The organism is Bradyrhizobium sp. CCBAU 051011 (assembly GCF_009930815.1).
In the GTDB taxonomy this organism is placed as follows: domain Bacteria; phylum Pseudomonadota; class Alphaproteobacteria; order Rhizobiales; family Xanthobacteraceae; genus Bradyrhizobium.
The window spans coordinates 736,690-760,040 of record NZ_CP022222.1; the positions used below are offsets into that span (position 1 = coordinate 736,690).

At 63.0% G+C, this 23,351-nt stretch carries 27 protein-coding genes; 10 read left to right on the forward strand and 17 right to left on the reverse strand.

Going from position 1 to position 23,351, the window contains the following annotated elements; translation table 11 throughout:
• Positions 1–111 precede the first annotated feature (111 nt).
• Complete coding sequence (locus tag ACH79_RS03580; protein WP_161849792.1) at positions 112–1,854, forward strand: ABC transporter ATP-binding protein/permease; 1,743 nt, start codon at positions 112–114, stop codon at positions 1,852–1,854.
• Positions 1,855–1,866: 12 nt separating this feature from the next.
• Here the strand turns inward: ACH79_RS03580 and ACH79_RS03585 are convergent, their stop codons facing one another.
• The 7 genes from ACH79_RS03585 to ACH79_RS03615 all read right to left on the reverse strand — a co-directional run bounded on the left by ACH79_RS03585 (position 1,867) and on the right by ACH79_RS03615 (position 9,831).
• On the reverse strand, positions 1,867–2,355 hold the full coding sequence (locus ACH79_RS03585) for an HPP family protein (protein WP_246738410.1): 489 nt from the start codon (positions 2,353–2,355) through the stop codon (positions 1,867–1,869).
• Between the two features lie 90 nt (positions 2,356–2,445).
• A complete protein-coding gene (locus tag ACH79_RS03590) occupies positions 2,446–3,462 on the reverse strand; it encodes a TorF family putative porin (protein ID WP_161849794.1) in 1,017 nt (338 codons plus the stop codon).
• 399 nt (positions 3,463–3,861) lie between these two features.
• On the reverse strand, positions 3,862–4,212 hold the full coding sequence (locus tag ACH79_RS03595; protein ID WP_161849795.1) for a histone: 351 nt from the start codon (positions 4,210–4,212) through the stop codon (positions 3,862–3,864).
• A 221-nt stretch (positions 4,213–4,433) separates the two neighbouring features.
• The gene (gene glcF, locus ACH79_RS03600; protein ID WP_161849796.1) at positions 4,434–5,759 is read right to left on the reverse strand and encodes a glycolate oxidase subunit GlcF; all 1,326 of its coding nucleotides are present in this window, start codon (positions 5,757–5,759) and stop codon (positions 4,434–4,436) included.
• A complete protein-coding gene (locus ACH79_RS03605; RefSeq protein ID WP_161849797.1) occupies positions 5,756–6,994 on the reverse strand; it encodes an FAD-binding protein in 1,239 nt (412 codons plus the stop codon). The genes glcF and ACH79_RS03605 overlap by 4 nt, the downstream gene beginning before the upstream one ends.
• Before the next feature lie 159 nt (positions 6,995–7,153).
• The gene (locus ACH79_RS03610) at positions 7,154–8,320 is read right to left on the reverse strand and encodes a hypothetical protein (RefSeq protein WP_161849798.1); all 1,167 of its coding nucleotides are present in this window, start codon (positions 8,318–8,320) and stop codon (positions 7,154–7,156) included.
• Between the two features lie 17 nt (positions 8,321–8,337).
• Complete coding sequence (locus ACH79_RS03615) at positions 8,338–9,831, reverse strand: FAD-linked oxidase C-terminal domain-containing protein (protein WP_161849799.1); 1,494 nt, start codon at positions 9,829–9,831, stop codon at positions 8,338–8,340.
• Positions 9,832–10,056: 225 nt separating this feature from the next.
• Between ACH79_RS03615 and cycA the strand changes: the two genes are divergently transcribed.
• Positions 10,057–10,449 carry a cytochrome c-550 CycA gene (cycA, locus tag ACH79_RS03620; RefSeq protein WP_161849800.1) on the forward strand — a complete coding sequence of 131 codons (393 nt, stop codon included), beginning with the start codon at positions 10,057–10,059 and terminating at the stop codon, positions 10,447–10,449.
• A gap of 194 nt (positions 10,450–10,643) precedes the next feature.
• On the opposite strand, the gene ACH79_RS03625 is transcribed toward cycA, so the two are convergent.
• Positions 10,644–10,937, reverse strand: coding sequence for an antibiotic biosynthesis monooxygenase (locus ACH79_RS03625; RefSeq protein ID WP_065753517.1), 294 nt, complete (start codon positions 10,935–10,937; stop codon positions 10,644–10,646).
• Between the two features lie 166 nt (positions 10,938–11,103).
• Positions 11,104–12,066: an alpha/beta fold hydrolase gene (locus ACH79_RS03630; protein WP_161849801.1), complete on the reverse strand. Its 963-nt coding sequence runs from the start codon at positions 12,064–12,066 to the stop codon at positions 11,104–11,106.
• Positions 12,067–12,321: 255 nt separating this feature from the next.
• Between ACH79_RS03630 and ACH79_RS03635 the strand changes: the two genes are divergently transcribed.
• Positions 12,322–12,501 carry a hypothetical protein gene (locus ACH79_RS03635; RefSeq protein ID WP_028351545.1) on the forward strand — a complete coding sequence of 60 codons (180 nt, stop codon included), beginning with the start codon at positions 12,322–12,324 and terminating at the stop codon, positions 12,499–12,501.
• 45 nt (positions 12,502–12,546) lie between these two features.
• Here the strand turns inward: ACH79_RS03635 and ACH79_RS03640 are convergent, their stop codons facing one another.
• From ACH79_RS03640 to ACH79_RS03660, 5 genes are all read right to left on the reverse strand, one after another.
• Complete coding sequence (locus tag ACH79_RS03640) at positions 12,547–12,828, reverse strand: hypothetical protein (protein WP_161849802.1); 282 nt, start codon at positions 12,826–12,828, stop codon at positions 12,547–12,549.
• Positions 12,829–12,926: 98 nt separating this feature from the next.
• Entirely contained in the window at positions 12,927–13,526 is a 600-nt protein-coding gene (locus ACH79_RS03645) for a tetratricopeptide repeat protein (RefSeq protein ID WP_246738411.1), read from the reverse strand.
• A 170-nt stretch (positions 13,527–13,696) separates the two neighbouring features.
• Positions 13,697–13,822 (reverse strand): type B 50S ribosomal protein L36, encoded by a 126-nt coding sequence (gene ykgO / locus ACH79_RS03650; protein ID WP_002718645.1) that lies wholly within the window; start codon positions 13,820–13,822, stop codon positions 13,697–13,699.
• A 224-nt stretch (positions 13,823–14,046) separates the two neighbouring features.
• Positions 14,047–14,496: a MaoC family dehydratase gene (locus ACH79_RS03655; protein ID WP_161849804.1), complete on the reverse strand. Its 450-nt coding sequence runs from the start codon at positions 14,494–14,496 to the stop codon at positions 14,047–14,049.
• 13 nt (positions 14,497–14,509) lie between these two features.
• Positions 14,510–14,986 (reverse strand): MaoC family dehydratase N-terminal domain-containing protein, encoded by a 477-nt coding sequence (locus ACH79_RS03660; RefSeq protein ID WP_161849805.1) that lies wholly within the window; start codon positions 14,984–14,986, stop codon positions 14,510–14,512.
• Positions 14,987–15,101: 115 nt separating this feature from the next.
• Between ACH79_RS03660 and ACH79_RS03665 the strand changes: the two genes are divergently transcribed.
• From ACH79_RS03665 to ACH79_RS03680, 4 genes are read left to right on the forward strand one after another with little or no spacing between them, the layout of a single operon-like run.
• The gene (locus ACH79_RS03665) at positions 15,102–15,986 is read left to right on the forward strand and encodes an amidohydrolase family protein (RefSeq protein ID WP_057838072.1); all 885 of its coding nucleotides are present in this window, start codon (positions 15,102–15,104) and stop codon (positions 15,984–15,986) included.
• 36 nt (positions 15,987–16,022) lie between these two features.
• A complete protein-coding gene (locus tag ACH79_RS03670; protein WP_161849806.1) occupies positions 16,023–16,865 on the forward strand; it encodes a dienelactone hydrolase family protein in 843 nt (280 codons plus the stop codon).
• Positions 16,862–17,608: a haloacid dehalogenase type II gene (locus ACH79_RS03675; protein ID WP_161849807.1), complete on the forward strand. Its 747-nt coding sequence runs from the start codon at positions 16,862–16,864 to the stop codon at positions 17,606–17,608. Before ACH79_RS03670 ends, ACH79_RS03675 begins: the two co-directional genes overlap by 4 nt.
• A 1-nt stretch (position 17,609) precedes the next feature.
• Positions 17,610–18,098, forward strand: a complete 489-nt coding sequence (locus ACH79_RS03680) for a YbaK/EbsC family protein (RefSeq protein ID WP_161849808.1) — start codon at positions 17,610–17,612, stop codon at positions 18,096–18,098.
• Between the two features lie 53 nt (positions 18,099–18,151).
• On the opposite strand, the gene ACH79_RS03685 is transcribed toward ACH79_RS03680, so the two are convergent.
• From ACH79_RS03685 to ACH79_RS03695, 3 genes are all read right to left on the reverse strand, one after another.
• Positions 18,152–18,505, reverse strand: coding sequence for a hypothetical protein (locus ACH79_RS03685; RefSeq protein WP_161849809.1), 354 nt, complete (start codon positions 18,503–18,505; stop codon positions 18,152–18,154).
• A gap of 123 nt (positions 18,506–18,628) precedes the next feature.
• Positions 18,629–19,618: a tripartite tricarboxylate transporter substrate binding protein gene (locus tag ACH79_RS03690; RefSeq protein WP_161849810.1), complete on the reverse strand. Its 990-nt coding sequence runs from the start codon at positions 19,616–19,618 to the stop codon at positions 18,629–18,631.
• A 117-nt stretch (positions 19,619–19,735) separates the two neighbouring features.
• A complete protein-coding gene (locus ACH79_RS03695) occupies positions 19,736–20,653 on the reverse strand; it encodes a LysR family transcriptional regulator (RefSeq protein WP_161849811.1) in 918 nt (305 codons plus the stop codon).
• 117 nt (positions 20,654–20,770) lie between these two features.
• Here ACH79_RS03695 and ACH79_RS03700 point away from each other — a divergent pair, with 117 nt between their 5' ends.
• The 3 genes from ACH79_RS03700 to wrbA all read left to right on the forward strand — a co-directional run bounded on the left by ACH79_RS03700 (position 20,771) and on the right by wrbA (position 23,023).
• Positions 20,771–21,523 carry an SDR family NAD(P)-dependent oxidoreductase gene (locus tag ACH79_RS03700; RefSeq protein ID WP_161849812.1) on the forward strand — a complete coding sequence of 251 codons (753 nt, stop codon included), beginning with the start codon at positions 20,771–20,773 and terminating at the stop codon, positions 21,521–21,523.
• A gap of 73 nt (positions 21,524–21,596) precedes the next feature.
• Positions 21,597–22,295, forward strand: coding sequence for a pirin family protein (locus ACH79_RS03705; RefSeq protein WP_161849813.1), 699 nt, complete (start codon positions 21,597–21,599; stop codon positions 22,293–22,295).
• Between the two features lie 128 nt (positions 22,296–22,423).
• Positions 22,424–23,023: an NAD(P)H:quinone oxidoreductase gene (gene wrbA / locus ACH79_RS03710; RefSeq protein WP_161849814.1), complete on the forward strand. Its 600-nt coding sequence runs from the start codon at positions 22,424–22,426 to the stop codon at positions 23,021–23,023.
• Positions 23,024–23,351: the final 328 nt, after the last annotated feature.

Below are 23,351 nucleotides of genomic sequence, written 5' to 3' on the forward strand. Positions count from 1 at the left end.
AAGGGCTGCGACAAGCCGTCGCAGGCGGTAAATTGCCCAGACCTTCGTAGTAGACCCCAATTCTTCCATCCTTTCAGGGCGTTAGGCCCGATTCCCCGGAGACGGTGATCTGTGAACAATATCCGCTCGACGCTCGCCACCGTGTGGCGCATGTCCGCCCCTTATTTCCGTTCCGAGGACAAGTGGGCGGGCCTGACGCTGCTCGCCGCCGTGATCGCCATTGAGCTTGCCGTCGTCGGCATCAACGTCCTGATCACGCTGTGGAACGCCCGCTTCTACAACGCCCTGCAGGACCGAAACTGGGACTCCTTCGTCAGCGAGATCATCTATTTCTGCGTCCTCGCGACAATCTTCATCGTGCTGGCGGTCTACCAGCTCTATCTCAATCAATGGCTGCAGATCCGCTGGCGGCGCTGGATGACAGCGCAATATCTCGGGGACTGGCTGCATCAGGCCAACCACTACCGGATGCAGCTTCAGGGGGATGCGGCCGACAACCCCGACCAGCGCATGACCGACGACGTCAAACTGTTCGTCGATCGCACGCTCAACATCGGCGTCGGCCTCTTGAACTCGATTGTCACGCTGGCGTCCTATGTCGTGATGCTGTGGAGCCTTTCGAACGCCGCACCGCTGCACCTGTTTGGCGAGGAATATGCAATTCCCGGCTACCTCGTCTGGGTCGCGCTGATCTATTCGGTGCTCGGCACCGTGCTGACGCATCTGATCGGCTGGCGGCTGGTCGGCATCGATTTCCGGCAACAGCAATACGAAGCGGATTTTCGTTTCAATCTGGTGCGCGTCCGGGAGAACTCCGAACAGATCGCGCTGTTGCACGGCGAGGCCGCGGAGCGCGAACGCCTGCTGGTTCGATTCGGACGCGTGGTGGAGAACTGGCTCGCCATCATGAGCCGGACCAAGAAGATAACGGCGTTCACGGCGAGCTACAATCAGGCTTCAGTGATCTTTCCCTATGTCCTGGTGGCGCCGGCCTATTTTGCGCAGAAGATCCAGCTCGGCGGCATGATGCAAACCGCGTCGGCATTTTCGAACGTGCAGGGTGCGCTTTCGTTCTTCATCTCCATCTATCGATCGCTGGCGGAGTGGCAGGCGGTGGTCAACCGTCTCGATGGGTTCGAGGCGGGCGTCGTGGCAGCAGAAAAGCTCGCTACCAGCGATGACAGGATTCATGTCACCGCGGGAGGCGGCGGCGCGATCGACCTCAAGGGCGTGGCGCTGCGCCTGCCGAACGGAACGCCGCTGGTGACCGCGGATGGATTCACCTTGCGCAAGGGCGAGCGCACGCTGGTCACCGGCCCGTCCGGCTCCGGCAAATCCACGCTCTTCCGCGCCATCGCCGGCATCTGGCCGTTCGGCGCCGGTACGATCGCGATCCCTGCCGGCGCAACACTGATGATGCTGCCGCAGCGGCCGTATTTCCCGACCGGCTCGCTGCGCAGCGCAGTCGAATATCCGGCCAAGGACGGCACGTTCACCGACAGCCAGATCAGCAGCGCGATCGAAGCGGTGGGACTGCCGAAGCTCGCGTCGCAAATCGGCGAAGAAGGACACTGGAATCGCACGCTCTCGCTCGGCGAGCAGCAGCGCCTCGGACTTGCGCGCGCGTTGTTGCACGCGCCGAACTATCTGTTCCTCGACGAGGCCACCGCCTCGCTCGACGAACCTTCGGAGGCCGCGCTGTACCGCCTGGTCGAGCAGAAATTGCCGCAGAGCACGATCGTCTCGATCGGCCACCGCTCGACGCTCGACGCGTTTCACGGGCGCAATGTCGTTTTCACCCGCGATGGCGACCGCTTTGCGGTTCAGGATGGAACGCGCGCCGCTGCGTCGTAGTCGTGGAGCGCTCTACATCCAACGCTGCGGCCAGGGCTGGCGGCGTACCCAGCGGTGCCAGACATAGGAGAACGCGGTCAACAGCAGCGCGCCGGCCAGCACCGGCGCCAGCAGGAACGTCCACGGCAGGTTGCCTGAAACCACCAGCAGCGGGTTGATGCCCGCGGGCGGGTGAAAGGTGCCGGTCACGTACATCGCCAGAATGGAGAGGCCGACGGCCATGGCCGCGGCCCAGGCTTGCGGCCCCGTCAGTTTCAGCACGGCAAGGCCGACCAGCGCCGACACCAGATGCCCGCCGATCAAAGCGCGCGGCTGCGCCGGCGCCACCTCGGGCGATCCGATCACCAGCACGATCGAGGTGGCGAACGGAATCACCGCGAGCGGATAATGCAAAGCGAGCGAGAACCACTCCATGGCGCCGATGGCAATCGCGCCGCCGAGGCCCGCAACCGCGCCCGCCACAACGCTGCGGTGATCGTTGCGGGCGATCGCTTTCCGCATCACGCGACGCCAATTCCGTTTCATCGCGCCACCCAAAAGAAAAGGGGCGGCAGATCGCTCTGCCGCCCCCTCGTCTTCGACAGGAAGATCTTACTTCAGGTTGGTCATCGCGGTCAGGTCAGCCGAGAGCTTGACGATGCCGGCGGCGCCGCACCAGTTCGAACCGACGCCCGACGGATTGATCGGCGTCACGAAGGTACCAAGGGTGGTTCCGTTGACGTTGCCACGAGCGGCGAAGTCGCTGGTGAAAGCGTTGCAATCACCCTTCGACAGGTTGGTGTCGGAGTAACGGAAGTCCAGCGTGAACACCTTGTAGGTGAAGCCGATGCCGATATTCCAGGTGTTGTAATCGGCATAGTTGATGCCGTTCGGGAACGCAGCGACGCCGTAGAAGGAGTCCGACGTGCCCAGCCACTGGCGGCCGAATTCACCCGACACATACATGCCGATGCCGCTGGCGCCGAACCAAGCGCTCGGCGCGATCGCCTTGCCGACGATCGAGGCGTAGGTGCCTTCGGCGCCGCTGTTGAGGAAGCTCGGCGTATAATAGACGTTGCCGCCCATCGAGAAGTTGTCGTTGAAGGTGTAGTTCACCTTGCCATAGACCTCGAAGAAGCTGAGGTCCTTCTTGATGACGTTGCCGTTGACCAGCTGGTTGATTTGGCACTCGTTGCTGAGCGGGACGCCCGCGAAATCGGTAGTCGCGCCGAAGCCGTAATGGCAGGTGCCGCCCGGATAGAGATAGCCCCAGGCGCCGACGTCGAAGGCGAATTGACCGACCGTCAGGCGGGCGCCGCCGTAGGCGTCGACTTCAGCCGCGGCGCGGTTGGGGAAGGAGATGCTCGCGGCGCCCAGGCCGACATAGAGCTGGAAGTCCTTGGTGACGTTGTAGCGCGGTTCGAAGTAAGCGTTGACCGACGGCTTGTGGTTGGACTGGGTGATGCCGCGGAAGATGTAGTCGTTGGTGATCCCGGCGCCGAAGGCGAAATCCCAGGGATCGAATGCCGGCGGCGGCGGCGCCTTCACGGCCTTCACCCGCAGATCCGCAGCGAGAGCCGAGCCCGATACCATTGCCAGCGCCGTTGCCAACAAAGCCAGTTTCTTCATGACGATCCCCATCCACCTTCTAGACAGTCCCGCTCCGGCCCCCCGGGGCAAACGATAAGCGACTGCGGCCAAATGTCTTAACGCAGTCACACAGTGGGCTGAGGGGCCATTGTCGTGAAGCAAAAAAGTCAAGCAGCCGCCGCCTTTTTAGGCATTCTGCCGATTTCGATAAATCTTGTCGGCGTGTGTTGCATTCCCACAACAATTTTGGGGGTCGCCCGCCCGTCGGCGCGACATTCGGAACGGCAAAAAGCGACGCCGGCGACACACCACAGAGCGCATTTTTGCGAATCAACTTTTCCGGGAAAACACGGTCTCTGGGGCCTCGCAGGGTCCACGAAAAAGGCCGCAGCGCTGACGCTGCGGCCTTTCAAAAATTCAGCCCCTGACAGGGACCGTCTAGTTGTGGTCGCCGCCGTTGGACGAGCCGGCGGCCCATGAGGGATTGGACGGTTCCGGGCTGGCCCAGCTCGCCGCTGGAGCGGGCGCGGGTTCCGGCTCGGGAGCCGGCGCCGGCTCCGTCTTGGGAGCAGCGGGCTTGGCCGCCCTCTTCTTGGCCGCGCTCTTCTTGGCAGCCTTCTTCGGCGCAGCCTTTGATTTCTTGGCGGCCTTCTTGGCCGACTTCTTTGCGGTCTTCTTTGCAGCCTTCTTCGCCGATTTCTTCGCTGCCTTTTTCGCGGATTTCTTCTTCGCCACTACGGCCTTCTTGGCCTTTTTAGACTTCTTGGCCTTCTTACTCTTCTTCGCCATCTGGTCCTCCTGTTGACGCTGTCCATGTCTGTCGAGCGCTTCGAATAGTCCTGGGCCAGACCGGGGCGACACTTCTTCGAAGTGTCCTCCCGCTCCATCCCGTATCCAGGCACGATCTCCAGGCAGACATTTTCGCGTCTATCCCGGTGAAAAGCCGTCCCCCAACCGGCGCCCCCAGTGCAGGGCAGGCTCTCCCAGATCATGCCCTTTAGGCCGATCGATCAGTTCAATCCTGTTAACGATCCAGGCTTTGGACCTCCTGTCGCCCAATCGAGAAGCTCAATCGTGTGCACCACAGGAACTGACGTACCGCTGGCAATCTGAACCATGCATCCAATATTGCCTGCAGCGATCATGTCCGGTTTGACTGTCGCAATGTTGGCGACCTTTCGATCGCGCAACCTGCTCGCAATGTCGGGCTGGAGAATGTTGTAGGTCCCCGCCGAACCGCAACACAAATGGCTCTCGGGCACATCTTTCACCACGAATCCATTCTTGGAAAGCAATTCTTTCGGAAGGCCTGTGATTTTCTGTCCATGCTGTAGCGAACATGCCGAGTGATAGGCGATTGTGACGTCGCCTTTTTGCGTCGTTGGCGCGAGCGCGATGCCACTGAGAAACTCGGTGATATCCTTTGCCAGCGCGGAGATTTGCGCTGCGGGAGCAGCATAATCGCGATCCTCGCGCAGCATGAAGCCATAGTCCTTGATGACCGTGCCGCAGCCCGATGCGGTGATCAGGATGGCATCGAGGCCGCCTTGTTCCGCTTCCTTTTTCCACACGTTGATGTTGGCGCGGGCCCGCGCCAGCGCGTCGCCGTCCTGCCCGAGGTGATGGGTGAGCGCGCCGCAGCATTGCTCGTCCCTGACCAGGACGACCTCGATGCCGTGGCGGGTCAGGAGATTGATGGCGGCCTGGTTGATGCGCGGCGCCAGCACCTGCTGGGCGCAGCCCTGCAACAGCGCCACCCGCCCGCGCTTCTCGCCGATCGCCGGAAAGACGCTGCCGCCCGAGGGTCCTGGCGCCGGAAGGCCTTTCGGCGCGAGCGCCAGCATCGCCTTGATTCGCCGCAACAGGCCGGGTGTCGCGGCTGCGCCTGACGCCGGCAACAGGGCCGCGAACGGCCGGGCCAGCCGCGCCATGACCATGCTGGCGCGAAACAGCTTGGGCCGCGGCAGCACCAGCCCCAGCACCGCGCGCAAGGCCCGCTCGGCCAACGGCCGCGAATAGTCCCTCTCGATCCGCACCCGTGCCTGATCGACCAGATGCATGTAGTGCACGCCCGAGGGACAGGTAGTCATGCAGGCGAGGCAGGAGAGGCAGCGGTCGATATGCTTGACCACCTCCGCCGTCGGCGGCCTGTCCTTTTCCAGCATCTCCTTGATCAGGTAGATGCGCCCGCGCGGGCTATCGAGCTCATCGCCGAGCAGCACATAGGTCGGACAGGTCGCGGTGCAGAAGCCGCAATGCACGCAGGCGCGCAGGATCTTGTCGGCTACGGCGATATCGGGGTCGGCGAGTTGGGCCAGGGAAAATTCGGTTTTCATGTCGCTAATCCCCTCAGCATCCGGCCGCGATTGAGGATGATCCTGGGATCGAAGCTGTGGCGCACGCGCTCGCTCAAGGCGGCAAGGCCCTCCGCTTGTGGATGGAAGACGTCAACATCGCGCCGGGCCTGCTCGGACGCCCGGATCAGCGATGCGTGGCCCCCGGCCGCCTCGACGCGCGCTCGCACCAACGCCGCCTGAGCATCCGGCTTGGGCGGCAAGGCTGCCCAGATCAGGCCGCCGCCCCAATCATAGATCACATCGCCCCCGGTCTCGCGCGCCAGCGCCTGGCCGAGCGCGCCGCCGGAAGCCGGCGGACAGACGATCCGCCACACCGGCCAGACGCCGAGCGCCCCGCTGGCGGCAAAGGGTTCGACGTCGCGGATGGCGCTCCAGACCGATGCCGAGGCTGCATCCTGCAGCGTATCCACGGGCCCGAACGGCGCAAGCGTCTTGGCCAGCGAAGCCGCGCGGTCCGCGACCGAGGCCGCGATGCCTTCGAGCCGCAGCAGCGTGACCGCCCGCCCCTGCGCCGACAGACCTGCAAGTACGCCGGTCGCGGGACGGAACGCCGAATTCGGCAGATGCGCCGCACCCGAGACGTCGTAGGGCGAGCCGAGCGCCGCGGTCATCGCCCGATTCGCGACGACATCGTCGAGCCCGGAGAGCACCAGCGTGCGCTCGCTCTCAGGTCTAGGCATCACCTTGAGCGTGACTTCCGTCATCACCGCCAGCGTACCCCACGATCCCGCCAGGAGCTTGCAGAGATCGTAGCCGGTGACGTTCTTCACCACCCTGCCGCCGGTTTTAAAACTGTCGCCGAAGCCCGACACCGCATGCGCACCGAGGAGATGATCGCGCGCCCCGCCAGCCCTGATGCGGCGGGGACCGGCCAGCCCCGCGCCGATCATGCCGCCGATGGTGCCGTTGCCGGAGACGCCGAGCAGCGCGGACGTGTCGATCGGCTCGAAGGCGAATTGCTGGTTCTTGGAATCGATCAGCGACTGCACGTCGGCGAGCGGGGCGCCTGATTGCACCGTGATGATCAGCTCGTTCGGCTCGTAGGAAGAAACCGCGTTCAGCGCCGACACGTCGAGCACCGCGTTGGTCGCCATCGGATGACCTATAGCGCGCCTGGTGCCATGGCCGATGATCTCCAGCGGCTGCTCGCTGGCGATCGCCGCGCGCACAACCTCTTCGACATCCTTGGCGTCTCGTACTTTCAGGGTGTCCACAAGGTTCCGCCTCTCGTCCCTCTCTCAAGCGGGCCGCCGTCCGGAGGCCGCCCATCCTATCCCTTCTAAAGCGATGGATGGCGGAGACAAGTGCGCCTGCGTCCGCTGCAGGCCAAGCGCGAATGCGGTCACCCTATCCGATGGACGAACCGCATGCGGTCATCGATTACGATAGTTCAAGTCCAGCCAATCGCCATTCTTCACGCGTTGTCGCACAGGAACGATCTCGTGGCCGAACCTCCGACCTAGTTGTTCGCCCAAGACTTCCCCGGAAGCCGCGTCAAGATGGACGACCCAGGACGCGAACGGTTCAACGCCATTCCGATCTCCCGGTGTCAAGACCTCCCAGATGTGCGGATGGTCTATGAAGGATCTCAGTGTCATCGATCCCAGAGATGATGGTGTCAATCCGAAAGGAACGGGTAGGCTCGCCATGATCGCAGCGATGTCGGTGCTGTCGAGCCACGTCTCGGGCAAGCGCATCGCTTTCATCAGATCATCTGTTTCATAAGACGGGGCTGAACTGCCGCGGAACGACAACCTGCCGTCTTCCATGAGTACGGCCTCCACCATGTCGCCACTGTCACCATAGCGCCATCGCGCCTGCCAAATGCCACGACCGTCAGAGAGCCGGAAACCGTAGGTCGACAGCATCGTCAGGCTCCAGGGCGCCTTGAACTGCGCCATGAACGGGACGATGAGATCCAGAGCTTCGCGTGCACTGAGATATGGTTGCGGCAGCGCGATCTGTCGATCTGGCGGAAGCCGAAGCCGCTTCGCTACGCTGGCGGGCTTGGTACCGAGCTTGCGACCACCCTGTTTGAGGAGGTCCTGCGTCCGTTCCTGTGCCAGTTCCGGGGAGAGCCACCTGTAGGCAGGAAGCCCGAGCAGTTCGGCAAACCGATACGCTGGCTCCTCTCGCACCGCTTCCTCTCGATCCAACGAACGAAGCAGCGGCTCCAGCAAGTGCGACGTGACGAGCGGCGCAAGCGCGAGCGGATCGTATTGATCAAGCTCGACAGCCGGGTGCGGGTCCCACCAGCACGCAAACTGGACCAGGGAACGCTCCGTGTGGGCGAGCGCGAAGCTCCAGCCATGGTCCTCGGCATAAAAATAGTAAAGGACCGGACAGCGGGTCAGCTTCGAAAGATAATCGGCGAAACGCGCCTCGCCCCGGTACATCACCGATTTAGGATACGGAACGAAGGTCAGCCATCCGTTCGCCGGTCCAAATACGACGCCGCTGACTTTGGCTTGGCGCAGCACCTTCTGCACATCAGGACCTTCGCCGAGGCGAATATGATAGCTGGTGCTAAACTCGCTCATCGCAGACGTGGGCTCTTCTAGAACCGCGGGATGTCCGGAAACGCCAGTTTGCCGCCGTGCACATGCATGCGGCCGAGTTCGGCGCAGCGGTGCAGGGTCGGAAACACTTTGCCGGGGTTGAGCAGGCCCTGCGCGTCGAAGGCGCATTTCAGGCGCTGCTGCTGGTTGAGGTCTACTTCCGAAAACATCTCCGGCATCAAATCGCGCTTCTCGATGCCGACGCCGTGTTCGCCGGTGAGCACGCCGCCGAATTCGACGCAGGCGCGCAGGATGTCGGCGCCGAAGGCTTCCGCCCGTTCGATCTCGCCGGGCTTGTTGGCGTCGTAGAGGATCAGCGGATGCAGATTGCCGTCGCCGGCATGAAACACGTTGGCGACGCCGAGCTGGTATTTTTCCGAGAGGTCGCGGATGCGCGCCAGCGCCTTCGGCAGCGCGCCGCGCGGGATGGTGCCGTCCATGCAGAGATAGTCGGGCGATATCCGCCCGACCGCCGGGAATGCCGCCTTGCGGCCGGCCCAGAACAGATTGCGCTCGGCCTCGGAGGTGGAGATCTGGCAGGTGGTCGAGCCACAGGCTTGCGCGATCGCCTCGACGCGCTTGATCAGTTCGTCGACCTCGACGCTGGGGCCATCGAGCTCAATGATCAACAGCGCCTCGACATCGAGCGGATAGCCGGCGTGAACAAAAGCCTCCGCAGCATGGATCGCGGGCTTGTCCATCATCTCCATGCCGCCGGGAATGATGCCGGCGCCGATGATCCGCGCCACGCATTCGCCGGCGGCTTCGACCTCGGCGAAGCCGACCATCAGCGCCCGCGCCGTCTCCGGCTTCTGCAGGATGCGCACCGTGATCTCGGTGATGACGCCGAGCAACCCTTCCGAGCCGGTGATGATTCCCATCAGGTCGTAGCCTGAATTCTCGGCGGCCTTGCCGCCGATCCGCAAAATCTCGCCGGACATCAGCACGATCTCGCAGCCCAGCACGTTGTTGGTGGTCATGCCGTATTTCAGGCAATGCACACCGCCGGAATTTTCCGCGACATTGCCGCCGATCGAGCAGGCAATTTGGGACGACGGATCGGGCGCATAGTAGAAGCCGGCATGCGCCACCGCCTGGCTGATGGCGAGGTTGGTGACGCCGGGCTCGGTCACCACCACGCGGTTGTCGAAATCGATCTCGCGGATGCGCTTGAACTTGCCGAGCCCCAGCAGCACGCCGTCGACCAGCGGCAGCGCGCCGCCGGACAGCGACGTGCCTGAACCGCGCGGCACCACCTTGATGCCCTGCTCGAAGCAATATTTCAGGACCTGCGAGACCTGCTCGGTGGTGTCGGGGAGCACCACGACCATCGGGGGTTGCCGATAGGCGGTAAGCCCATCGGATTCATAGACCTGCATTTCGGCCGCACTGTCGATCACGCCCTCGCCGGGCACGATCGCGCGCAGGGCCGCCACGATCTCGCCGCGACGGCCAAGAACCGCCTGATCGGCAGCCGGCATCATGATGGCCATGCGTGTCCCTCCAAGCCTCGCGAACCAACGATTTATGATGGCAAATCAAGCACGTCTACCAAGGTTTGGGTAGGTTATCCGAAGGTTGCATTGCGGCGCGTCAAACGTCAGTTCTCTCTGGGACAAGTCGGCAATGGTGAAACCTGTCAAGGTTTCGTGGCTTGTCCAATCCAAGCGGGCCTGCCACAAGAAATCCGCCTCCTGGGAAGAAACGAAGAGCACCACATGAAAACATCGACTTTGAGCGCGCTGGTTGTCGTTACCTCACTGGCCACGGCGTCGGGCGCGCTGGCGCAGGACGCTGCCGCCGGCAAGACCTCGTTCAACAAATGCCTGGCCTGCCACGCCATCGGCGACGGCGCCAAGAACAAGGTCGGACCGGTGCTGAACGGGCTCGATGGCCGCAAGTCCGGCACCATCGAGGGCTACTCCTATTCGGACGCCAACAAGAATTCCGGCATCACCTGGAACAAGGATGTCTTCCTCGAATACATCAAGGACCCCAAGGCAAAGATACCCGGCACCAAGATGATCTTCGCCGGCATCAAGAACGAGAAAGAGGCCGGCGATCTCTGGGCCTACATCGCGCAGTACGACAAGGACGGCAAGACCAAGTAAGGGCTGGGCCTCACGGTTCTCCCGGCGATGCACGGCGTCGTCCGGAGACGCGTTCGATGTACTTTCCGTCATGGCCGGGCTTGTCCCGGCCATGCACGTCTTTCTTGCCTGCTGAAGCAGAGACGTGGATGCCCGGCACAAGGCCGGGCATGACGAGTGGATGCACTATGCCCTTGCGGCCCGCGCCAGCCCTTTCAAGCCAGCGTGTGCACGATCACGGGTCCGGCCATGGCGGTCGCCGGCCCAGTCAAGAGCGGCGCCAGGTCGTGCTCGATCCATGCCAGCGCGCGCTTGTTGGATTCCTCGGCGGCTGCAAAATTGTTGAACAGGCTGATCGCGATCACCGTGTCGTCGGGCGCATAGACCACGTAGTAGCCCATGAATCCCTCGACCCCACTGATGACGGGGATCGCGCCCTCCTTGATCCGGCGTGTCAGTTCTTCGGCCTTGCCGGCCTTGGCCTTGCCCTGACGAATGGCGGCGTACATGGGGCTCTCCCTCGAAGGTCGGCTGCCCGATATCGCAATTTCTAAAGCTTCATCCCGCGGGACGAGCAGCGGAATCCCGCGCGCACTGATCGTAGCCCACCCGGGGCCGTCAGGCACGCACGGTCTCAGCGTCCCTGATCGCGCAATAATCGGATTCTCGAACGGCTCAATGGGCCGCGGCTGTCGCACTCGGCGCCGCCGCCGAGATCATCGCCTCGACCTCGGCAATGACGAGATCGGGAACCGCTTGCTGGACCATGTGGCCGACATCCGGCAGCACCATCAGTTTCACGTTCGGCGCAGCCGCCGCGAACGGCCGTGAATGTCGGTCGGTCGACACCGTCTTGTCGGCATCGCCGGTGATGATGGTGACGGGTGCCTTGATCTCGCCGTAGCGCGGCGCCTGCTCGGCCACCGCCGCCTTCAGCGTCACCAGATCGCGCGCATTGGCGATGAATTCGCGCGGGCGCAGCAACAGCGGCGTGGCGGTATTGCGGACAAAGCCATCCGGCATGGTCTGCGGCAGGAACACGCCCCGCGCGCCCGGCTCCGCTAGCAGGAGGCCGAGCGGCAGCGTGATGGTGTAGGCGAATAGCGGGCCGATCACCGGCGTGGCGATCAGCCTGTTGTAGCGCCCGACGCCGCCAGGCCACGGATAGGCCACCGGCGCCAGCATCAGAAGGCCGGCGACGGTTTGCGGGTAATCCAGCGCGATCCGCGCCCCCAGCGCGCCGGCCCAGGAATGCACCACAAGGATCGCCTCGCCGACGCCGAGCCTGGCCAGCGCCTCACTGATCATGCGGGCCTGAATTTCGGGCGTGGAGTCCTCAAGCCTGGCGCGAGTGCTCCAGCCATGCCCGGGACGATCGATCAGGAGCACGCGGTGCTTCCTGGCCAGCAGTTCCCCGACCGGCTGCCGCATCACTTCGAGGTTGGAACTCGCGCCATGCAACATCACGACCGGCGGGCCGGCCGCATCCCGCGGACCGATATCGAGGATATGGAGGGCCCCGCCGGTCACCTCGATCATCCTGCCCTGCGGCGGATGGGCCCGCTGCGCGAGAAAGACGCCGATTTGCGTGACCAGCGCCAGCATCAGCAGCGCCGTCACTGCAATCACGACTACCATCTGAAATTTCCGACTGATCTTTTGCACCTGCGAGCTACGGCTCGGGCCGGCGCAGGTTTCGGACGTTGTCCACAGAGCGACGATCCTGTGGATAGCGGGGTCATACTGACGTCATCGGCAGGTTTGTACAGTGCCGTTGCCACTTTCGCCATGTGTGCGCGTGCCTGATTGGGGGGTAGCCGGGCGCCTTACCCAACATCCACAGGAACAGGGCCGCTCACTACAAATTGTTCCAGCGTAAACCGGAGGAATGCCATGATTTCCGACGCAAGCGAAGCCGCCATCGATCAGATCGTAGCGAGTTGCAATGGCGATATCCGCGGCGCACTCAAGGCGCTGTTGCGGGTCAATGAGCAGCTTGAGACGGAATTGGCGCAAATCTACGCGGCAGTCGGTCTCGATGGTCTCGCCCGCGGCAGCAACGCCGTACACTAGAGCTTTGGGCCGCCGCGTTTCCTGACGCGAACGGCTCGAATATGGCTAGTCGGATTTATTCTCGTCGTCCTGCGTGTTCGCGGGCGGTTCTTGCACCGCCGGACATTGGGGGATGGTCGAACGGGCCAGCTTGGCGTCGCTGCGCGACTGGTAGGGTCCGGTTCCGAACCAGATATTCCCGCCGACCTGGGCGTTGATCACGGGATTGCTCGTCACAATCTCGCATTTGCCGGTGGCGTGGTCGCCAACCACCCAATAGCCGCCTTGTGCCAAAGCGCAGGTTTTGGCCGCGACTATCATCGCGCCTGCCAGCAGCAATGATTTCATGGCTCGCTCCTGTACGCAGTCAGCCGACAACAACGCTTCGGCGGAGCTACGTTCCTACCTGAGATAATTCGTCGGGAATCAGGGTTAACCGCGAAACATCAGATATCGCGGCCTTCGACCTTTTCGGTCAGCGTCTTGACCAGTTCCGGCACCTTCTCGAGATGCGGATTGACGGCCAGCGCCTTGCGGAAAGCTTCCAGTGCGCGCCTTTCGTCGCCGATTTCCTGCATGATCATGCCGAGGCCTGCCAGCGCACCGAAATGTCGGGGCTCGCGGATCAGCACCTGCCGGATGTCATCCAGCGAACGGGTGTAATCGTTCTTCAGGTAGTACAGCGTCGCGCGCCGGTTCCACGCCTCGGTATAATCCGGACGGAGCTTGACGACGGAGTCGAGCAGCTTCAGCGCGACGTCGATTTTCTGCGCATCCATCGCGGCCTTGGCGCGCAGCATCAACAGCGCAGCCGTGTCGCTCGGGGTCTGCATCCACAGCGCCCAGATCCGCGCCTCGACGTGCTTGGCGCTGGCCTCATCCGGGGCGGCCTTCAGCGCGCCGAACAGGAAATCCAGCCCGCGGGTGCGATCGGCGCCGACCTTGGGAAGCTTGCTCGGCGCTTCCGGCAATTTCTTCTGGGCTTTCGGCGGGGGAACGACCTGGGTGTTGTTCTGGGCAAAAGCGGCCGCCGGCACGGCTGTCATGACAGCGGCTGTTATCACGATCCGGCAGTTACGGGCGCCTGGGAATCTCAAAGCCATGGCGCAAGTCTAGACGCGCAAAATCGCGCCGCAAAGCGGCACGTCATATCAAAGACATGTGAAACGAAGAAAAAAGCGCCTCGGCGTCCCGGGCTTAGCCTTGCGTTCCAGGCTTAGCCTTGGCGAGCCTTGAAGCGGCGCTGCACCTTGTTGATCACGTACACCCGGCCCTTGCGGCGGACCAGACGGTTGTTGCGGTGGCGACCACGCAGCGATTTCAAGGAGTTACGGACCTTCATGGGACAATCCTGATGCTTTGAAAGGCCGTGCTGGAGGCCCGAACCTGAGCTACCCGAAAGTGGCAAAATGGGATTTACCCCGAAAAGCGGCCATCCGCCCGGGATGGGGCGGGTTCTAAGGAAGGCGGCACCGGATGTCAATTCCGAATGGGGCCGCTTTCGGGTCCATTTACCGTTCCGGACCTAACGTCGGACAGCCCGGCTTCCGGAAGAACTCCCCGGAATCACTGACAAAACAGGTCGCGCGGGAATTCGACCAAGGCTTCACCGGTCGCGACCTTTTCACCCGCCTGGTTCTTCACCACCACGTCGATCAACACCCAGCGGGATTTTTCGGTCGTCTGCTTGGCCTTGATGATTCCAGAGGGCTGGATGGTATCGCCGGGCCGGACCGGCTTGACCCACCGCGTCTCCAGCCGCCGGTGGACCGCGCCGGCGGGGCAGGCCCAATCCGTGATCATGCGCGAGATCAGGCCGAAATTGTTCATGCCGTGCATGATGATGCCGCCGAAATTGGTCTTGCCGAAATTGCCCTTCATGTAGTCGTCGTCGAGATGCAGCGGGTTGTAGTCGAGCGAGGCATCGCAGAACAGACGGATGGACTCGCGCGAGACCGCGAATTTCGGGCCGTCGATGACGTCGCCGGCGGAGAGATTGTCGAATGTAGCGGTCATTGATCGCTCCCTCTCACATCGGCCGAATCGTCCAGCCACGGCCGGAGCAGATTACGTCACCCTTCTGATTGAAGAAGACATTGTCGTGCACCACGAACCGCCTTTCGCGCTTGATGAACTTGTCGAGCGCGCGGGCCTGCAGGGTGATGACATCGTTGGGGCGCGCCGGAATGTTGTAGCTCCAGGACTGGCCGGCATTGACGGTTCCGGGCGAGCGCATCCAGTCGTCCGCCGGGGTGCAGGAAAACATCAAGAGGATGTGGATCGAGGGCGGCGCGATCAGCCCGCCATAGCGGGTGGTCCTGGCGTAGGCCTCGTCGAAATAGATCGGATGGGTTTCGCCGACCGATTTGCAGTACAGCTCGATCGCCTCCTTGGTCAGCGTATAGGGGATGGTCTTGCGCGGCTCGCCGGGAACGATGTCGTCCCAGACCTTGCGCAGATTGGCGTCTTTCCAGAAATCGGTCTCGAAGGCCTCGGCCTGCGCCATGCCACACTCCCTTACTTTCTGTTTTCCGCTGTTTATTTTCTGCCGTCTTGCGGAATTCGTTATATAGTATAATCAATTTTCCAGACCCAAAAATCAAGCCGGCGGGAAACCCCATATGCCCAAGCTCAAGCTGCCCGATATCGAAAAGGTCGTCGCGATCGACATCCATACCCATGCGGAAGAACCGTGCGGGCTGCATGGCGACGACGGCTATGACGACTTCCAGGAGCGCATGGCCGAGTACTTCAAATCGCCGCACAAGCATCCGCCGACCGTGCCGGAGACTGCGGCCTATTACCGCTCGAAGAATATAGCGGCCGTGATCTTCCCTGTTGATGCCGAGCGCGAGACCGGATTCCGCCGCTACAACAATTACGAGATGCTGGAGGTGGCCTCCGACCATCTCGACGTCCTCATCCCCTTCGTGTCGATCGATCCGCACAAGGGCAAGCTCGGCGTGCGGGAAGCGCGCAAGCTGATCGAGGAATACGGCGTCCGCGGCTTCAAATTCCATCCGACCATGCAGGGCTTTTACGCCAACGACCGCATGGCCTATCCGCTCTATGAAGCGATCAACGATGGCGGCGCGATCGCGCTGTTTCACACCGGCCAGACCGGCGTCGGCTCAGGCATGCCCGGCGGCATGGGGATGCGGCTGAAATATTCCAACCCGATGTACATGGACGACGTCGCGGCGGATTTTCCCGATCTGAAGATCATCCTCGCGCATCCCTCCTTCCCCTGGCAGGAAGAGGCGCTGTCGGTCGCGACCCACAAGCCGAACGTCTATATCGATCTCTCCGGCTGGTCGCCGAAATATTTCCCGCCGATCCTGGTGCGCTACATCAATTCGATTTTGCAGGACAAGATGCTGTTCGGCTCGGACTGGCCGGTGATCACGCCGGACCGCTGGCTGGCGGATTTTGCAAAACTCGAGATCCGCGAGGAGATCCGGCCGAAGGTGATGAAGGCCAACGCAAGGAAGATTTTGGGGATCTAAAGGAGTATCATCGGCGGCACACTTGCGAGGTGATCGATGACGAACTTCGCCAGAATTGCCGCCCTGCTCGCCGCGCTCCTGATCTGGGGCGCGGGCGTGAACTCTGCGCTGGCGGCCGACAGGCCGCCGCGCCTTGTCGAATTCCAAAGCCCGCTGGTGGGCGGTCCGCAAGCGTTGCAGGGTTACCTGCGATTGCCCGATGGCCCCGGCCCTTCGCCTGCGGTCGTGCTGTTGCACGGCTGCGGCGGCGGCTGGCGGGGACTCGACGAGCGCTGGGGCAAGCTGCTTGCGGCGTGGGGCTATGTCACGCTGACTGTGGACTCCTTCGGAACACGCGGCATCACGAGCGCCTGTACGGGACCGCCGCCACCGACCCTGTATGATGCCTACCGCGCGCTGAATTTCATCGTCGGACAGTCATCGGTCGACCCGGACCGCGTGGCCGTGGTGGGATTTTCACAAGGCGCAATGCTGGCGTTGCATGCTGTCGAGCACGGCGCGATCGAACGCAGTTCGAAAGAAAAATTCCGCGCGGCGATCGGCTTCTATCCGCCTTGCCTCGGCCTCAAAGGCAACATGACGGTGCCGACCCTGATTCTGGTCGGCGAGCTCGACGACTGGTCGCCGGCGAACGAGTGCCGCAACCTCGCCGAAGGCCGTGACGACTGGGGTATCTCGCGCGAAAAGGGCCAGGGGATTCCGATCGAGCTGGTTGTCTATCCCGGCGCCTATCATGATTTCGACGTGCCGCATTTCCGCACGCCCCAAAAGCTCCTGGGCCATCACCTTGAATTCAACGAGGAGGCGCGGGATCGATCGGTCGACGCCGTACGGAAATTCCTGCATGTGACCATCGGCGAAAAAGAGAAGCAACCGTGACCATCAAAGCCATTGTCTTCGACGCCTATGGCACGCTTTACGACGTTCAGTCGGTGGCCGACGTCACCGAGGACGCGTTTCCCGGCTATGGCGAGATCATCACCCAGGTCTGGCGCATCAAGCAGCTCGAATATACCTGGCTGCGCTCGCTGATGCGGCGCTACCAGGATTTCTCCGACGTGACACGCGACTCGCTGGCCTACACGCTTGCGAGCCTCGGGCTCGAATATGACGACGAGACTTTCGCGCGCATCATCGACAAATATCTGCATCTCGATCTCTATCCGGATGCGCTAGCGGCGCTATCGGCGATGAAGGATCGCAAGCTCGCGATCCTGTCCAACGGCAGCCCCGATATGCTCAACGCGCTGGTGCAGAGCAGCGGGCTCGACCAACTGCTCGATGCAGTCATCAGCGTCGACGCCAAAAAGATTTTCAAGCCCAGCCCCGAAGCCTACATGCTGATCGAGGAAGTGCTGCAGGTGCCGCCTGCCGAGGTGCTGTTTATCTCGGCCAATCCCTGGGACGCCTGCGGCGCCAAGGCGTTCGGGCTCAACGTCGCCTGGATCGAGCGGGTGACGCCGGAAGCGATGGCGCTCGCCTGCCTCGAAAGCGAGACACTGCCGCCATTGACGATGTTCAAAGCGCTGCGTACCCAGATGGATGAGCTTGGCGTGACGCCGGATCATCGTATCCACGGTCTCGCCGAACTCCCCGCCCTGGTGTCTGTCCAAAGGTCCTGAAATGAGCCTTGAGTCCGTCCGCGCCTTCTTCGCAGAAAAGGCGCCCGATATCTCCGTGATCGAATCCCAAATGAGTTCGGCGACCGTTGCGCTGGCGGCGGAAGCTTACGGCGTCGAGCCGGCGCGCATTGCGAAGACGCTGTCCTTAAGGATCGGCGAGCGCGTGGTGCTGATCGTGGCGGCAGGCACGTCGCGGATGGACAACAAGAAAGTGAAGGCGCTGTTCGGTGGAAAGCCGAAGATGCTCGGCCTCGACGAGGTCGCCGAGATCACCGGGCATGAGGTCGGCGGCGTCTGTCCGTTCGGATTGAAAACGCCGCTGCCGATCTATTGCGATGTTTCGCTGAAGGCGTTCGACATCGTGGTGCCGGCCGCGGGCTCAACCCACAGCGCGGTGAAAATTACCCCCGAGCGCATGGCGGAACTGACGGCGGCCGAATGGGTCGACGTCTGCGAGACCAGGCCAGTCGAGGCCGCGTCGGCGGTCTAGAGTCTGACGCGTTTTCTTGACGCGACCCGGTCTCCACTTCGCTTGAAAACGCTTTAATCGTATTCGTCGAAGTACGGCCTCGGCGGGGGCAACGCTTCTCGCTGCATTTGCTGCGGCGCGCGGCCGCGCGGCACCTGCTGCGGCACACGCTGCCCTGGCGCACGATTGACCTGCTGCTGGGCGCTCGATTCGAACACCGCGCGGCAATTGCTGGAGAGCTGCGGCGTGTTCTGCCGCAAGCAAGCCACGATCCGGCTGACATCCGGAATCTGGTCGCCGCAGAGCCGCCACACATCGGGCGTGCAGGCCATCTGCTGTTCCCAGGTTCCGCGATATTCCTGCGAGAATGCTGGTGCGATGCCGCCGATCGCTATGGCAAGGCCGAGGACAATCCGCTGCGTTCGCATGCACGGGTCCTTTCTTTGTGTTTTCAGTTAAGCGCAGAAGTTCCGCGCAGTGATGCATCAAGCCTGCTGGATGAATGCGGCCACGCGACGTTGGTGCGAACAAAAAAATGTGAAGCGGGTTCCCTACTCCACCTTGCCGATTTTCTTCACGGCTGCGACCAGCCGCGCGCTGTCTTCCGCGACGAATTTTGCAAACTCCGGCGCGTCGAGATAGGCCACCGGGCTACCGGCGGTTTCATATGTCTTCACCACCTCGGGCGCCTTCACCGCTTCCGCCATCGCTTCGCGCAGCCGGGTCATGATCGGCGCCGGCAGCGCGCTTTGCGCGAACAGTCCGGCCCAGATGTAGAACTCGACATCCTTGTAACCGAGTTCCTCGAAGGTTGGCAGGTCGGGAAAACTCTTGATGCGCTCGGCGCCCCAATTGGCGAGCACGCGCATCTTGCCGTCATCGACCTGCTGCTTCAGCGTGCCCGGCGCTGACGCCACCGCTTGAATGGTGCCGCTCAAGAGCGCGGTCAGCGCCGGACCGGCGCCGCGGAACGGCACGTGCAGCAGCTTGATGCCGGCGCTCGCTGCAAACATCTCCATCGCCACATGCAGCGTGCCGTAGGGCCCGGACGAGCCGTAGGGAATTTGTCCCGGACGCTTTTTGGCGTCGTCGACGAACTCCTGCAGCGTCTTCCACGGCGCCGAGGCCGGTACCGCGAGCAGCGTCGGATCGGCGAGCACGCGCGCGATCGGCGCGAATTGCGAGACTTCATACGCCACCGGCCGGTCGAACAGCCGGTCGGCCTCGGGCAGCACGGCAAGCGAAGACAGCGTCATCAATAGCGTATGCCCGTCGGCCTCGGCGCGTGCCGCCGCCGCGTTGCCGACCGATCCGCCGCCGCCACCGGCGCGGTTGTCGACGATGACGGGCTTGCCGAGGATCCGCTCCAGCGCCTGCGCCACCGGCCGCGCCGCGAGATCAGCCTGGCCGCCCGGCGGGAACGGCACGATCATGGTGATGTTGCGGGAAGGGTATGGGGCTTGGGCTGACGCGGCTCTGGAGAGCGCGGTCTGCGCCAGCGGCAGCGCGGCTGCGGCCTTGAGAAGTTCGCGGCGGTTCATTGGTGAGGGCCTCCCGATCTATTTTCGTTATTGGGGGCAGCCTAGCCGATACAAGGCATCTGGCGATAGTGCGCGTCGTCTCACCCTCCCCTGGAGGGGGAGGATGAAGATCAACGCCTAGCCGTTCCTCCGCTTCTTCGCCTTCGCAAAATGCTTCGCGAGAAAATCCGCCAGCACCTCCACCCGCGCGGGTCGCGGGCCGCCGGGTGGCGTCACCAGATGCACCGCGCCTTCGGGCTGGTGCCAGCCTTTCAGGATCACCTCGACTTCGCCGGACGCGATGGCGTCGCCGATGATGAAGTCGGGAAGATCGGCGATGCCGAGGCCGGCGATGACGGACGGCAACAGTGCCTCGCCATTGTTGACGCGGAGCTGGCCTGCCGGGCGCACGCTGGCCTGCTCGCCTGAGGCGTTGGTGTAATGCCAGACATTTGCAGTCGAGAGATAGGCGTAGCCGAAGCATCTGTGCTGGGCGAGGTGCATCGGATGCGTCGGCCTGCCGTGGCGCTCTAAATAAGATGGCGCGGCCACGGTGTAGCGCGGCATGGCGCAGAGCCGCCGCGCGATCAGCGAAGAATCCGGCAGGCGCGCGATGCGCAGACCGGCATCGAAGCCCTCGCCGATCAGGTCGACGGTTGCATCGCTCAAGTGAAGGTCGATCGAGACTTCCGGGTAAGCGGCGAGAAATTCCGGCAGGATCGGCGCTATCGCCTTGACGCCGAACGTCATCGGCACCGCGAGCCGCACCAGCCCGCGCGGCGCCATCGATTGCGACAAGGCCTCGTTCTCGGCGTCCTCGCCATCGGCCAGGAGGCGCGCCGCGCGCTCGGCCAGCCTCTGCCCGGCATCGGTCAGCGCCAGCCGCCGCGAAGTGCGGTTGAACAGCCGCGCGCCGAGCCGCTGCTCCAGACGGCTGACCGCCTTGGACACGGTGGCCTTGGACAGCGCGAGCTCGCTCGCGGCCGATGCAAACGACCGCAATTCCACGACTTTTGCGAAGATCGCGAGCGCCTCGAAATCCGGAAGCTTCGACATTCGGATCGCCCCCAAGGCTCATTTTTGGAAACAATGAGTTTCAATAGTTTCTATTTCTATACCACGGTCGGCGGCATATCCAAGGGACATCGGGAATTCAAGCAATGGAGAAATCCAATGACCAAGAAGCTCTCAGGCAAGGTAGCCCTCGTCACCGGCGGTTCGCGCGGCATCGGCGCGGCCAGCGCCCGCGCCCTCGCGGAACAAGGTGCCAACGTCGCCATCAGCTATGTCGCCTCTCCCGACAAGGCCGAGGCTGTCGTAACGGAGCTGAAGGCCAAGGGCGTCAATGCCCGCGCCTACAAGGCCGACCAGGCCTCCTCCGTCGACGTCGATCAACTCGTGAAAAACGTCGCCAAGGATTTCGGCCGCCTCGACATCCTCGTCAACAATGCCGGCGTTGCCGTCGGCGGCGCGGTCGATGATCCCAATGCGGATACCGCGGCATTGGCCCGGCAGAGCGCGGTGAATGTCGACGGCGTCATTACTGCGATCCGCGCGGCGGCAAAGCTGATGGGCGAAGGCGGCCGCATCGTGACGATCGGCTCCGATATCGCTACCCGCGCCTCGTTCCCCGGCCTCGCCGACTACGCCGCCACCAAGGCGGCCGTCGTTGGCTACACCAAGGGCGCGGCGCGCGACCTCGGACCGCGCGGCATCACCGTCAACGTGCTGCAGCCAGGCTCGATCGACACCGACTTGAACCCGGACGACGACCGCGATTTTGCCGACCTGCAGCGCAAGCAGCACGCGCTGCAACGCTTCGGCAAGCCGGAAGAGATCGCCGCCGGCGTCGTTTTCCTCGCGAGTCCCGAAGCCTCCTTCGTGACCGGCACCGTGCTCAACGTCGACGGCGGCTTCGGCGCGTAATTCAAACCCAGCGAGGCCGGGCGCATGCCGCCCGGCTTCCTAATTCAAAGAACTTTCAACGAAGGAATATCCCATGATCGAACTTAGACCTTTTGCAAAGCTCGGCAGCGCCGATCACGGCTGGCTGAAAGCAAAACATCACTTCTCGTTCGGCAGCCACTATGATCCCGACAATATGGGCCATGGGTCCTTGCGGGTGTGGAACGATGACGAGATTGCGCCGAACACCGGCTTTCCTGCCCATCCGCACGCCAACATGGAAATCATCACCTATGTTCGCGAAGGCGCGATCACGCATCAGGACTCGCTCGGCAACAAGGGCCGCACTGAAGCCGGCGACGTGCAGGTGATGAGCGCCGGCAGCGGCATTCGTCACTCCGAGTACAATCTGGAGCCTTCGAAGACCAAGATCTTCCAGATCTGGATCGAGCCAACGACGACCGGCGGCCAGCCGACCTGGGGCGCGAAACCGTTTCCGAAGTCGGATCGCTCCGGCAAGCTCGTCACCATCGCCAGCGGCATTGAGGGCGACAAGGACGCGCTGCCGATCCGCGCCGATGCGCGGGTGCTCGCCACAACGCTGAAGGCCGGCGAGAGCGCGGAATATTCCGCGGAGAAGGCGCGGCATCTCTATCTGGTGCCGGCGGCCGGCAGCGTCGAAGTCAACGGCGTGCGCGTCAACGCCCGCGATGGCGCCGCGATCAGCGACGAGGCGAAGCTGACGATTACCGCGCTGGAAGATTCCGAACTGGTGCTGGTCGACGCGGCGTAACTCCACTCGTCATGCCCGGGCTTGACCCGGGCATCCATCCCTCTTCGCAAGACTCAAGGCGAGGGATTGCCGGGCCAAGCCCGGCAATAACCAACAACACCTCTTGCAAACTCAAAGGAAAAGCCATCATGGCCAAAGTTCTCGTGCTCTATTATTCCGCCTACGGTCACATCGAGGCGATGGCGAATGCCGTCGCCGAAGGCGCTCGCAAGGCCGGCGCCACTGTCGATATCAAGCGTGTACCGGAGCTGGTACCCGAAGCCGTTGCCAAGGCCTCGCATTACAAGCTCGACCAGGCCGCGCCGATCGCCAAGATCGAGGACCTCGTCAATTACGACGCGATCGTCATCGGCACCGGCACGCGTTTCGGCCGGATGGCGTCGCAGATGGCGAACTTCCTCGATCAGGCCGGCGGTCTCTGGGCCAAGGGCGCACTGCACGGAAAGGTCGGCGGCGCCTTTACGTCAACGGCGACCCAGCATGGCGGGCAGGAAACCACGCTGTTCTCGATCATCACCAATTTGCTGCACTTCGGCATGACGGTGGTCGGCCTGAACTACGGCTTTGCCGGCCAGATGAAGCTCGACGAAGTCACCGGCGGCGCGCCTTACGGCGCCACCACGATCACCGGCGGCGACGGCAGCCGCCAGCCGAGCGAAAACGAACTCGCCGGCGCGCGCTATCAAGGACGCGTGATCGCCGAGACCGCGAGCAAACTGCATGGCTGATGCGATACGGGCGGCATTCTCATTCGGGAATGCCGCCCTATCTCGTCCCTCAGGGGACGACGGAAAGAACGATGGTCGAAATTCTCTTTCTCGCTCAACTGGCGCGCCGGCCGCTGCAGGCCATGGCAAGGCGCTGGTGGTGCAGAAGCCTGTACAGCGCCTCGCGCGGACAGCGGCGCTGCCGGGAGTGCACGAAATCGTGAGCCGCGGCTTTTAGAGCTTCGGTTCTGATTGAATCAGAACCGAAGCTCTAGATTCTTTTTTTGACGCGTTTTCTTCACGCGAACCGGTTCCCACTTCGCTCGAAAACGCTATTAGAGGCCGCGTG